This window comes from Paenibacillus sp. Root444D2 (assembly GCF_001426375.1).
In the GTDB taxonomy this organism is placed as follows: domain Bacteria; phylum Bacillota; class Bacilli; order Paenibacillales; family NBRC-103111; genus Paenibacillus_E.
The window spans coordinates 1-13,005 of sequence record NZ_LMEO01000051.1; the positions used below are offsets into that span (position 1 = coordinate 1).

General features: G+C 43.7%; 9 protein-coding genes and 1 pseudogene. 7 read left to right on the forward strand and 3 right to left on the reverse strand.

Annotated features, from left to right (window positions below):
* The first annotated feature begins 501 nt into the window (after nt 1-501).
* From ASD40_RS31515 to ASD40_RS31530, 4 genes are all read left to right on the forward strand, one after another.
* A complete protein-coding gene (locus ASD40_RS31515; protein WP_235549462.1) occupies nt 502-1,764 on the forward strand; it encodes a glucuronate isomerase in 1,263 nt (420 codons plus the stop codon).
* Between the two features lie 121 nt (nt 1,765-1,885).
* On the forward strand, nt 1,886-2,842 hold the full coding sequence (locus tag ASD40_RS31520; protein ID WP_057307114.1) for an ABC transporter permease: 957 nt from the start codon (nt 1,886-1,888) through the stop codon (nt 2,840-2,842).
* Nucleotides 2,843-2,870: 28 nt separating this feature from the next.
* Entirely contained in the window at nt 2,871-3,740 is an 870-nt protein-coding gene (locus ASD40_RS31525; RefSeq protein WP_057307115.1) for a carbohydrate ABC transporter permease, read from the forward strand.
* 28 nt (nt 3,741-3,768) lie between these two features.
* Nucleotides 3,769-5,340, forward strand: coding sequence for an extracellular solute-binding protein (locus ASD40_RS31530; RefSeq protein WP_057307116.1), 1,572 nt, complete (start codon nt 3,769-3,771; stop codon nt 5,338-5,340).
* A 152-nt stretch (nt 5,341-5,492) separates the two neighbouring features.
* Here the strand turns inward: ASD40_RS31530 and ASD40_RS31535 are convergent.
* From ASD40_RS31535 to ASD40_RS31545, 3 genes and pseudogenes are all read right to left on the reverse strand, one after another.
* Nucleotides 5,493-6,944: pseudogene (locus ASD40_RS31535) on the reverse strand (IS1182 family transposase).
* 224 nt (nt 6,945-7,168) lie between these two features.
* A complete protein-coding gene (locus tag ASD40_RS31540; RefSeq protein ID WP_057307117.1) occupies nt 7,169-7,936 on the reverse strand; it encodes a response regulator transcription factor in 768 nt (255 codons plus the stop codon).
* Nucleotides 7,937-7,954: 18 nt separating this feature from the next.
* Entirely contained in the window at nt 7,955-9,709 is a 1,755-nt protein-coding gene (locus ASD40_RS31545; protein ID WP_235549463.1) for a cache domain-containing sensor histidine kinase, read from the reverse strand.
* A gap of 224 nt (nt 9,710-9,933) precedes the next feature.
* On the opposite strand from ASD40_RS31545, the gene ASD40_RS31550 reads away from it, so the two are divergent.
* The 3 genes from ASD40_RS31550 to ASD40_RS31560 all read left to right on the forward strand — a co-directional run bounded on the left by ASD40_RS31550 (nt 9,934) and on the right by ASD40_RS31560 (nt 13,004).
* Nucleotides 9,934-11,259, forward strand: coding sequence for an ABC transporter substrate-binding protein (locus ASD40_RS31550; RefSeq protein WP_057307118.1), 1,326 nt, complete (start codon nt 9,934-9,936; stop codon nt 11,257-11,259).
* A 65-nt stretch (nt 11,260-11,324) separates the two neighbouring features.
* Complete coding sequence (locus tag ASD40_RS31555; RefSeq protein WP_057307443.1) at nt 11,325-12,167, forward strand: carbohydrate ABC transporter permease; 843 nt, start codon at nt 11,325-11,327, stop codon at nt 12,165-12,167.
* A gap of 15 nt (nt 12,168-12,182) precedes the next feature.
* Nucleotides 12,183-13,004 (forward strand): carbohydrate ABC transporter permease, encoded by an 822-nt coding sequence (locus ASD40_RS31560; RefSeq protein ID WP_057307119.1) that lies wholly within the window; start codon nt 12,183-12,185, stop codon nt 13,002-13,004.
* The last annotated feature ends 1 nt before the right edge of the window (nt 13,005 follow it).

Consider the following 13,005-nt stretch of genomic DNA (forward strand, 5'->3'; position numbering starts at 1 on the left):
GTAGACAGAAAACAGGTAGTCGGCAAGTGATGATGGAACCGCAGCGGATCATTCTGAACTAAGGCAATAACAAACAGCCAAATATCCAATTTTTTTTTTGGAGAAACACGTCAACTTAATAGGTGTTGTTGTTTTTGCTCAAATGGATAAAGTCCAGATGTAATAATATGTTATTTTTTGTGGATAACCTTTGATCGCAATTAAACTATTCTACGATGTTAGGTTTGATGCATGCTTAGNCAAATGGATAAAGTCCAGATGTAATAATATGTTATTTTTTGTGGATAACCTTTGATCGCAATTAAACTATTCTACGATGTTAGGTTTGATGCATGCTTAGTGTATTTTTCATCGTTGCAGATGCGAGGGGAAGTGAAATCGTGTCTGTAACGATATATTTCAAGCGTACGGCTCTATATAAGAACCTGGTCATCGGCCAGGTTTTTTTATCTCTTGACCGGAAGCCATCATAAAAAATCACAACCCAGCGGAAGTTACCCCATGGAACAGATGGAGCAACCATTGTACCATCAGGACATAGATGTTATAGAAGGAGGAAAAGGAACGAATATGGAGATGAAAAACGGTAAAGAAGCGTTTGTGGAACGTATCATGCAGCTGCCTGTTTTGGATACTCACACCCACCTTGTGGGCGATCGTCTATGTGCAAGCGACTTCTGGGAAATTGCGCATTATTTCTGGTTGTTTCGCGAGCTGCAGGCTGCAGGGTATCCGGCGAATGCCATGGAGCTCCCGGAGGATACACGTATCGCTGCCTTTTTGGAAGCTTACCATGGATCAAGAAACACGATGATGAATGTGGTGTTGACCCAAATTTTCAAAAATCTATATGGCATTGTGATCAGCGACGCTGCCTCAGTACGGAAAGCTGACGAAGCTGTCAAACAGACCGCGCAAAGTGTCACATGGGCGCAAGAGGTCGCAGATCGTTTGAACGTTCGCAGGTTCGTCGTGAATATACCCGAGCATGCGGAGTTCCAAGGGATGCGAGAGAACGCCATACTGATTCCGCGAATTGACGGGAAATTGGGCGGATGGGTCAAAGAAGTTGAGTTGTCGCATAACCCGGCTGAGGCATTCGCTCAAGCGCGTGAGAAGCTTAAGCAACTACTCGACGAGTACAAGGAAGCCGGTTACGTGGGCATCATGACGACATTGCCAAGCTATGAAGCCAGAGCGAATCGCAAGGTTGTGATCGGGCAAGGCAGCACGAAGGATGAGATATTAATGATGCTTCTGCACGAATTAGGTGCTGCTGCTGAGCAGAGAGGACTTCTCATTCAGTTATTTCTCGGCGTGGAACGTTCCTGGTGCGGAACAGCCACCCCGGTCAATGACCCGGCCCGTATCTTGAAGCTATCTGCTTTGTTTGAAGCTTATGCCTGTACCTTCGAGCTTGTGGTGGCCTCGGAGCTCAACAATCTGGATATTGTGCAAGCGGCATGGAATTTTCCGAATGTTCATGTGGGCGGACATTGGTGGTTTAACTTTCGGGCGAGTACATACCGGGATAGTATGCAGTACCGGCTAGAAGCGCTTCCGGCAATCAAAAGCTCGCTCATCGTATCCGATGCCCGTTGTATGGAATGGAGCTACGGCAAGATTTTACTTGTCAAACGGATTGTGAGCGATTTCCTGTGGGGACAACTCGAAGCTGGGTGGATCGATCATGACACGGCCTTATTTGTTGCAGAGAACTGGTTGTACGGAAGTGCAGCGAAGCGCTATGGCATCGTTCGTTGATTCAGATTTTCCAATCGTAAAAAAACACAAAGCCCTATAAGTTTCACCATCGCTACCTCCAGACAACCCAAGTAAGATGAAGAAGACAAATTGAAGCAGCATATAAGAAGGGGAGGAAACCATGGCCAGTAAAATACAGCCATCCGATCGAACGGTTTACGATTTCTCATCGCAGAGTCAGAAATGGGCTTTTGTGCGAAAGCATTGGCCGATTTACGTGATCTCATTACCGGGAATTATTTATTTTTTACTTTTTAAATATATCCCGTTATTCGGCTCCGTCATCGCGTTTCAAAACTACAACATTTTCAAAGGTATTAAAGGAAGTAAATGGGTTGGTTTGGAACATTTCCAACGAATGTTCGAGTATACGGATTTCCTTCAAATTTTGAAAAATACGATATTAATCGGTATTTACGATATGTGCTTCGCTTTTCCAGTTCCGATTATTCTGGCCCTTCTCATCAATGAAGTGCGAGTGATGATGTATAAGAGGATTGTTCAAACCGTAGTTTATATGCCGCATTTCCTGTCATGGGTCATCGTAGGCGGAGTTGTCGTAGGGGTATTATCGCCATCCACGGGAATCGTCAATCATTTGCTATCCATATTTAATATCGAACCTATTTATTTCTTAGGCGAAAATACCTATATTCGGACCATTCTAATCAGCTCAGGGGTGTGGAAGGATAGCGGATGGGGAACCATCATCTATTTGGCTGCGATTGCTGGTATCAACCCCGATCTGTATGAAGCTGCACAAATCGATGGAGCCAGCCGTATTCGTCAAGTGTTCTCCATCACAATTCCGAGTATTTTGCCAACGATTGTCATTTTATTCCTACTGCATATCGGTAATTTTCTAGATTTCGGTTTCGAACGCGTCTTTGTATTTCTTAACCCGCTTAACAATGAGAATGGGGAGATTATTGATACGTTTGTGTACCGGGCAGGGCTTGTTGATCGTCAATACAGCTACACGACCGCCATTGGTTTGTTCAAGTCGGTTGTGGGTCTTATGTTAATCATGATCAGTAATACGTTTAGTAAAAAGTTGACCGGAGAAGGTTTGTACTGATACGGAAGGAGACAGGAGGTGAATCGCTATGATTATGACAAGAGGCCATAAAATTTTTAATATATTCAACATCATTTTGCTAGGTATCATTGGATTGAGCATGGTGCTTCCCCTTATTCACATTATTGCGCAGTCATTAAGCAATAACACGGCCATTAATGCGGGGAAGGTATCACTCTGGCCAGTTGGCTTCACACTGGGAAGCTATAAACTTATTTTACAGGACCCGACGATATGGATTGGGTTTCGGAATAGTGTCATTATTACGGTTTTTGGCACCTTGATCAACCTGTTTATGACAACAACGCTAGCTTATCCTTTATCTAGACCTGAATATTTGTTCCGTAGATCGATTCTCGTGATGGTGCTGTTTACCCTTATTTTCAGCGCACCGTTAATTCCGAATTATTTGTTAGTGAAACAGTTAGGGCTTCTTAATACACTTTGGGCTTTAATGCTTCCTATGGCGATAAGCGCGTTTAATTTATTCGTTATGCGTTCATTTTTCCTGAACTTACCGACGGAGCTGCTGGATTCGGCAAGAATTGACGGGTGTGGGGAGTTTCGGATATTGTGGAATATTGTACTGCCACTTTCGAAACCTGCAATGGCTACGATGGGCATCATGTACGCAGTGGGTCATTGGAACCGTTATGCAGAGGCTGTGTTTTATATCGATCATCGCAATTGGATTCCGCTGCAAGTGCGGCTAAGAGAAATTGTATTTACAGATCAAATGGGGCAATCGGACGTTTCTTCGGAATTAATGCTATTACTATCACCTGAAGGGATTAAGATGGCAGTCATTGTCGTGGCTACAATCCCCATCCTTTGCGTATATCCGTTCCTGCAGAAGCACTTTATCCAAGGGATGATGGTAGGTTCAGTGAAATCCTGATATTTTCTTTTGGAAAGAAGGGGTTCTTTTGAAAAAAGTTACAAGTGTCGCGATCGTCGCTGTAATGTCTGTTGGTACTTTAGCAGGCTGTTCAACGGGAAAAACCGATCAGGAACAAGCGACGCCGTCATCAGTCACAACAGCGGCAAAAAAGGCACCGACCAAGTTTTCTATTTCATATCCGACCACGACTAACACTGGATACCACACTCGTGTTGACATTAACAATGACAAATGGGTGAAGAAATTGGAGGAGCTGACGAATACCGACCTTACGCTGAGAGTAACGGAAGTAAGCAAGATGGGCGTTTTGTTCGCGAGCAATGACATTCCAGATGTGGTAGGCAGCTTGGGCACTGCGACAGACAAAGCGATGTCAGGTTCCGTAGAAGCAGGAATGTTCTTGCCACTGGATGACTTGCTGAAACAGAATGCACCTAATTTAATGAAAACAGTGCCAAAGGAAGCGTGGGACGCCGTATCCTATAATGGGAAGATTTATGGTATCCCCAACTGGTTAGAGAATCCTTCTAGACGTGCTACGTTTATTCGTACCGATCTACTTGAAAAGGCAGGTTTACAGCCACCTAAAACAATCGATGAATTCCTGAATGTACTTCGAACGTTTAAGGCAATGGGTGTTAAATATCCATATGGTGCTCGTGAGAATTTGAAATATGCCGACACCGTTCTGGGTGCATTTGATGTGCTGCCTTATAAAGAACAATTCGAGTTTGTAAACGGTCAAGTTGTTCCGAAGTTTTTTGACGTGGAAAATATGACCAAAGCACTTAACGTGATCAAGACCATGTTTGATGAAGGTTTGATGGCCAAAGAGTTCGCGACGACAACCTCGACCGATTGGTTGAAAAATATCCGCAACGGCGATGTTGGTATCTGGTCCTCCAACTTAGTCAGCTTGAATGATTTCCGGACGAACATTCCGAATGCAGTGAAAGACGCCAAGATTGATGTTATCGCTTCACCGAAGGGACCGGATGGCAAAGGCGGATATCTGATGTATCAGCCAGTCATTGGCGCTCACTATATCAACAAAAACGTGAAACTTGAAACGGCCGCAGAAATCGTTAAATATTTCGACTGGATGACGTCAGAGGAAGCATTCAAGTTCTTTACTTTTGGTATCGAAGGTGATACGTATACGGTAGTTGACGGTAAAGTGAAGTATAAGGAACCGACCAACAAAGAAGAACAAGAGGAGCAGGATCACCGTGGTACGCTGCACTCCTCCCATGAAAGTACGGTTAACCGTCTGAAAATGCAAACGGATTCTAACGGACCTTATATTTTGAATGCATTTGACAATATTTTAGCAAAAGAAGGCTTATCGGGTATTGGTTTTTCTCCTAATTTGGAGGCCGATGCCAAGTACCCGGATGCCGCTTCACCGGGTTCGGATGCTGGTCCGAAGATTATTATGGATCATATGATTAAAATGATTTACGGCAAAGAACCGATTTCCGACTGGCCAAAGGTCATTGAAGAGTATAAAACCAAAGGCGGCAACGAGATCATTAAAGAAGCGACGGACCGTTATAACAATAAAAAAGGCGTGCTTTTTCTGGGTAAGAAACCGTAATACTTCAGTCACTAAGAAACTGCCCCGTGAGTGAGAGGCCACTGAAGAACTGTCACATTTTATTAAATGGTGTTTACTAAGCAAAAAAGAAGACATCGCCCACTCGGGAAGATGTCTTCTTTTGCTGTATGTAGCTTTTCCGTACATCAATTTCAATCATTTAGCTTTAATATTCGTTTTAGATTCACCGTAAAAATCGCCATTGCTCCCTGTAGTTCCATACCTAATAAACCCGAGGATGTGGCTACATCATACCCGTGTCTGTGCTTCAACTCACTGTTTTTAGCTTCAATTTTGTAACGTTCCTTCGACTTCGCTTTGAAATCTTCACTTTCTTGAAATACCATTTGCTCAGAATGTTCGTCGGACTTTATGCTGACGGAATAGCTTTTCGACTTGGCTCCTTCCTTGTAGCAACCTTCCCGAAGAGGGCAACGCTTACACTTCGACACATCAAAATAATAGGTCGTCACCTGGTTCTTGCTGACGCCTTTTTTTCCTTGCCGCGCTCTCCGCATCGCCAAATGGCCGGCTTTACAGACATACATACCTGCGTCTTTGTTGAACTCAAACTCCTCTTCTTTTTTTCGGTTTCCTTGGCTAACCACAGGATTTAGTTTGGATACTAAATCAATATCATTTATTTTGCTGTAGATGAGATTGTCCTTCTCCGAGTACGCCATATCGCCAATCACTGTTCGGACATCCATGCCTGCGGCTTTACTTTTTTCAATAAGTGCTTGCAACTGCTTGCCGTCGTTCTTTTCACCTGTGGTGACGATGGCAGCTGTAATAATACGTTCCTCGGTCATGGCCAGATGTGTCTTGTACCCAAAAAAAGCGGAGTCCGCACTTTTGTGCCCAATACGTGCGTCAACATCTTCCGAAATTTGAAGATGCTCCACATCATCTTGAACAGTTTCCTTCAACAGATTAAGCGGTTCCTGAAGTTTAGGAACTAGCGGTATCCCTAAATCATTTTCTACGATGTGAATAAGCTTTTGTCAATAGCTAAGCTCGTCTTTCAAAAATGTACTGACATTTTTAGCAGGAAGCTTACCCTTTAGGGTTTCGTCTATGGTATAGAGGGCTTTTCGCACCTTGCGTGCTCGATCCTGTAAGATTTCTTGTGGGGACTTCTGGTTGTAGCGCGCTTTCGTGTGGGTGGCATCAACAATAATTGATGTGCTTTTGATGATTTCCTTCTCAATGGCGAGTGACACGGTTTTCTCAATGAGCAAATCCAACATATTCATGTTTTTCAACCGGAGTTTTCGGAACTTGGTCAAGGAACTGGGATCCATTACAGGGTCCTCCGGTGCCATCCCTAGGAAATACTTAAAAGACATATCGTACCGAGAGCGATCGACAATATCCACATCGGACAAATCGAATATAGCTTTCAGTAACAAGTATTTGAACATTCGAATTGGATCAATAGCGTTACGACCATTATCGAGACAATAATTGACTTGAAGTTCTTCGTATATGAATGAAAAATCCACGAGTTCATTAATTTTGCGTAGCAAATTATCCTTGGGCACAATCAAGTTATAGAGTTCGTAGTAAGGACTTAATACCAAAGTCTGCTGTTTTTGGATCACTCGGCTCACCTTTTTTCCCATGATACCTAAAAGTATACAAGAAAAAAGCGCAGTCTCCTCAAAATTTTGAGAAAACTGCACCTTTTATTTAATTGAACTTTTTCAGTGGCCTCGTGAGTGAGGCGGTTTTTTTGACGCCAGAATTTATAAGATTACCTCCGGCATTCTTGCAGGGTTACATAGTTTTGGCTCGCGTTTGAGGGGAAGGAATACCTCTTGACAGTCTAATTCTCATCCCGAAAAGCGCTTGGTGTTTTCCCGACCTTTTGCTTAAAAACCAACATAAAATGCTTTGGACTTTGATAACCGGAAAGACGCGCTACATCATAAATCTTCAATTGAGTACCTGAGAGCAATTGCTTGGATCTTTCGATCCTCGCTTCCGTAATATAGTCTGAAAGATTGGTCTTCGTTTCGGTTTTAAACAGCTGGCACAAATAGTTTGGATTAAGATGGACATTATCCGCTATAACCTGCAGCCGCAAATCATCCTGAATATGAGTTCCGATATACTCCCTCACCTTTCGTATTATTGAAGAAGTCTTTTCCGTATGAGTTCCGGTGCCTTCGACTGGATTCTTCTCGGCCGGCTTGGGTTCGAAGGGGGATGGAGTCATTGGACCTGGGATCCTTCTGATCTTACCTATCGCCGTTATCAGCGCCATTCTGTCAATTGGTTTCAGCAAGTAATCGCATACCCGATAACGAATCGCCTGCTGAGCATATTCAAAATCGCTGTATCCGCTTACAATGATGATTGGAATGTCTGCATGCATCTCTCTAATCCGGGCCGTCAGGGTCAAACCGTCCATTTCCGGCATCCGAATATCCGTAATGATGCAATCCGGTGGTTCCTCATGCAGCATATAATGCAGCGCTTCTTTGGCATTGGCTGCACTTTTGACTATCCGGAAATCATCCGGCATTTGCTCGATTAATTGGGTAATACCTTGACGGATAACCGCCTCATCCTCCACCAGTAAAATATTCATCTTCGAAAATGTCCTTTCCTATATCGGTATCGTTAGTGTAAAGGATGCCCCGCAGTCCGGTGTCCCATCAATATCAAGGGTATGTTCCTCCCCGTACATAAGTATCATTCGCAGATTGATGTTTCGGAGGGCTAAGCCTCTGCCGGACAGAACGCCTTGTTCAAATAGCGACTCTTTTGGTGGTTTCAACGATTTCCTTAGTCGCTCGATATCCGAGTCGGTAAGTCCTTTTCCGTTATCACTCACCGTCAGCAGCAGCTTATTATCAAATTGTGCAGCCATGATCCAGATCGTCCCCCCGTGCTCAAGACTATCTAGGCCGTGATAGATGGCATTCTCAACCAATGGTTGGAGCAATAGCTTTGGAATAGCCAACCCCAGCAGCTCCGTTTCGGCGTCGATAATAACGCTCAGTCTATCTCCGTAGCGGATTTGCTGAATTTTGACATACGAACGTATCGATTCCAGTTCGTCGCCAAGCATGACCATGCGGTCATGCTTATCGACAGAATAACGCAGCAAGCTGCCCAATGCGGATACCATATCGGAAACGTCGTAAGCCTTGTGCCGGATTGCCATCATATTAATCGATTCCAGTGTATTATAAATAAAATGTGGATTTATGCGCGAAAGCAGTGCGGCGATCTCGGCTTCCCGTTCCTTTAAACCCAACACGTAGACTTCCTGGATCAGGTTATTAATCTCCTCGGTCATCCGGTTGAAGCCTTGAATCAAATGACCGATTTCATCGTTCGATGAAACGATAAGGCTTTGATTCAACTTGCCATGCTGCATAAGCCGCATTTTATTCTTAAGTAAAATTAACGGCTGGCTAAATCTGTAGGAGAAGAACAGCGCCAGCAGACCCGCAGCAAACAGACATACTAACCCGATACCAATCGTATAGTTGCGTAATTCGACCGATTTCTGCAGAAGTAATTCCAGCGGAATCATGCTTACCACTTTCAACTGCAGCAGTCTAGAATCCTCAGACAAGATTAAGTAAGGCTTTCCATCGATATCCATGCGCCTATTCGTATTTTCATTGGGTAGCTGTTCAAGAACTCTGTACGTAGGGAAATCCGTATTATCTGCGTTCTGCTCGTAATAAAGCTCGTTATTCCTGTTGACAACCACTACACGCCCGATCTCGGCAACCTGATAACCAGACATAATCTGTTCAAAAACCTCCAGACGATAATCGAGCTTGATCATGCCGATCACCTGCGTAGAGCTAGGGTCTCTAATTAATTTGGCAAGAGAAACATATCGCTCAGAAGTCGATTCCAGTAAATAGTTGGGCTTGTGCTGGGCAATAGCCACCCATTTGCCATCCGCCTCTTTAACCTGGGGCCACCAGGTTTCCTGATTATAATCGATAAACGGTTTAACAATGTAAGGATCCATACTCGTAAATATAAACCCATTATTGGCAATAACCTGAATGCCACGAATTTCCGTTTTATAAAAATTAGTAGCGACGATATGGCGGTACATCCTGCCTCTTTCCTCTATGGAGGGCACCGCCAGACGATTTCCAGGATCGTCGTATTTTTCCAGTAAAGCGCGGACATCTTCGTTGTAGAGCGGAAGAAGTGATAGATTCTGCATATTTTCTTCCAGGTTTTGTTCAAGGCTTTGGTTGATTTGATGAATAATCCGAACTGCGTAATCCATTGTTTTTTGTTCTAATGTAGAGGAAAAGTCTCGATAGGTAACGAAACCCTGTATGCCAAGAGGAACGGCGATTAATAAAAGAAATAGGATGAGCATTTTCTGCCTCAAATTCATATTGATTTGTTTAGAAGACGGCCTCCAGCTGCATCTTCGGCTCCTCACTTCAGAATATAGCCCAAGTATATCACGATGGAAGGCGATTAAAAGGTTAATTCCAAATGATCTGAACATATAGAACCAAACCTTAAGATTAGAGGATTTTTTTGGCTAAGTGAATCCCTATATAATAAGTTCATTCAATCAGAGGAGGCGCTAAAAAAATGAAAGCGTTGTTTAAAATAATAATTCCAGCCGCAGTGGGACTAAGCCTGATCGCAGGTTGTGGGGGGACGCAGCAGGGGAATAACGTCAGCAAGCCTGCCACAGCTAAACCTGCTGTAGATGAAAAGATTGAATTAACCTTCTACTACCCCGTGCAGGTAGGCGGTCCATTAACTGCAACCATTGAGAGCATGGCTCAGCAATTCACGAAGGAAAATCCTAACATTACGATCAAACCTGTATATACCGGAAGCTATGGAGATACGACAGTCAAGGTACAGGCAGCAGTACAGGGAGGGAACCCTCCGGATATAGCTGTTCTTCTTGCAGCGGATCTATTCACATTCATGGATATGGACTCCATCACACCGTTGGATGAATTTATTTCTCAAGAAGGTAATAATTATATATCTGACTTTTTCCCGGCATTTACAGCCAATTCCAAAGTCGATGGGAAAATGTACAGTCTTCCCTTCCAACGCAGCTCTGTCGTTCTCTATTACAACAAAGATGCCTATAAGGAGGCAGGACTTGATCCGAACAAACCGCCACAAACGTGGGAGGAGCTTAGGGATATATCGAAAAAGCTGACGAAGCCTGGTAAATGGGGGATCCAAATACCATCCACCGGACCGACATCATCTACTTGGATGTTTCAAACTCTTGCCCTGCAAAGCGGTAAAAACCTCATGTCAGACGATGGAAAACAAGCCTATTTCAATACACCCGATAATGTTAAAGCACTGCAATACTGGGTAGATTTGACCAAGAAAGATAAGAGCATGCCCGCAGGCATTGTTGACTGGGCTACGACGCCATCGGATTTTATTCAGGGTAAAACCGCTATGATGTATCATACAACCGGCAATTTGACCAGTGTGAAAAAGAATGCTCAGTTTGATTTTGGCGTTAGCTTCCTGCCGCAAAATAAACAGTTCGGTTCCCCGGTTGGCGGTGGAAACCTGTACATATTTAAAGGAATTCCTGAGAAAAACAAAATAGCCGCATGGAAGTTTATGAAATTCATGACCGAGCCGGAGCGGGCGGCACAGTGGAGTATTGACACCGGTTATGTAGCGGTGCGGCAATCGGCTTACCAGACGGAAAAAATGAAAGCTTATACAAAGGAATTCCCGGCTGCACTCGTTGCCAAGGATCAACTTCAGTATGGAGCCAGTGAACTGGCAACGCATAATTCCGGTAAAGTAGCCAAGGCACTTAATGATGCCATTCAAAGGGCATTGACCTCCGAGGTAGACCCTGCCACCGTTTTGAAGCAGGCGCAAGAAGAAGCAGATAAAGCACTGGCTCCTTTCAAAAAATAACACAACTAGAGGAGTGAACAAATGTGCTTAGATGGAACTATTGGAGGACAACTTTATTCGCTTGGATGCTGCTGTTGCCTTCACTCGTTATTTTAATGCTCTTTACTTTTTATCCGATTTATAAAACATTGATTTTGAGTTTTCATCATTCGGATCTCGCGGTTCGCAAGCCTATTTTTATCGGGTTAGACAATTATAAGGCTTTGGCAAGTGACTCCATTTTTTGGAAAGTCATGTCCAATAACATCTGGTTTGCTATCGGAACTGTCCCGACATCGATTGCATTAGCACTCTTTATGGCTGTCATGGCCAACAAAGCAATCCGTGGAAAAGGATTCCTAAGGACAGCTTTCTTTTATCCCAATGTGATACCGATGATTGCAATCGCCAATGTGTGGCTGTTTATTTACACGCCGCAGTACGGATTATTAAGCAGGTTGTTAAATTATGTGGAGCAGGGCGGGCTGAACTGGCTCGGCTCCCAGCAATTGGTCATGTGGGCGTTAATTATCATGATTGTATGGCGCGAGGCTGGATATTTTATGATCTTTTATTTGGCCGGATTGCAAAATGTATCCCGAGATTTATATGAAGCCGCTGACGTCGATGGAGCAAAACCATGGCTGGTATTTCGCAAGATTACAATGCCGCTGCTTATGCCCACAACTCTGTTTGTCATGATTATCGCTATGACGAATTCATTTAAGTTGGTCGATCATCTCTTCATCATGACGAAGGGCGGGCCGGACAATGCCAGTAGTCTACTGCTCTATTATATCTATGAACAAGCATTCGCCTTCTGGGATTTAGGCAAAGCCTCTACGCTAACCATCGTAATGATTGCGGTGCTCCTGTTGATCTCGGCAGTTCAATTCTTCGGATTGGACAAAAAAATTCATTATGAATAAGGGAGTACGGGTTACATGTTGAAAAAGCTGCATCTTTCATCTTGGGTAACGTACAGTTTTATTATTGCGGCTGCCCTGGTTTGGTTCATCCCGCTATTCTGGATGGTATATACAGCATTCCGACCGTCCAAGTTGGCATTATCCCAACAATTTTCATTCGAATTTACCCTGCAAAACTTTGTGACTGTTTGGCAGGGTGCTCCCTTTGCGATTTATTATTTGAATACGCTTCTGATCGTTGTCGGGGTATTGGTTGTACAAATGGTAACGGGCACGATGGCGGCATACGCTTTTGCCAAAGTGAATTTTCTCGGAAGATCTCTCTTGTTCACGTTATTTCTTATTCAGATCATGGTTCCAAACGATGTATTGATTTTCCCAAACTATATGACGTTAAAGGAAATGTCACTGCTTGATACGAAACTTGGCATTATGATTCCGTTCTTTGCTACCTCATTCGGTATTTTCCTGCTGCGACAGCACTTTAAAACAATACCGAACGAGTTGGAGGAAGCAGCAAAGGTAGAGGGATATTCCAAATGGTCGATTATATGGAGAATATATTTTCCGCTCAGTAAATCCGCATACCTCTCATTTGGTCTAGTTTCGGTCAGCTATCATTGGAACAATTTCCTTTGGCCTTTGATTGTTACGAATTCTGTAGAGAATCGACCCCTGACCGTTGGTCTTGCGATATTCGCACAGGCTGCGGAGACGGGAGCACAGTGGGCTGAAGTTTCTGCGGCTACATTGATAGTTGCGGCTCCGCTGCTAATAGGATTTTTTGTATTCCAACGCCAATTCATCCAAAGCTTTATGCAGTCAGGAATTAAATAAA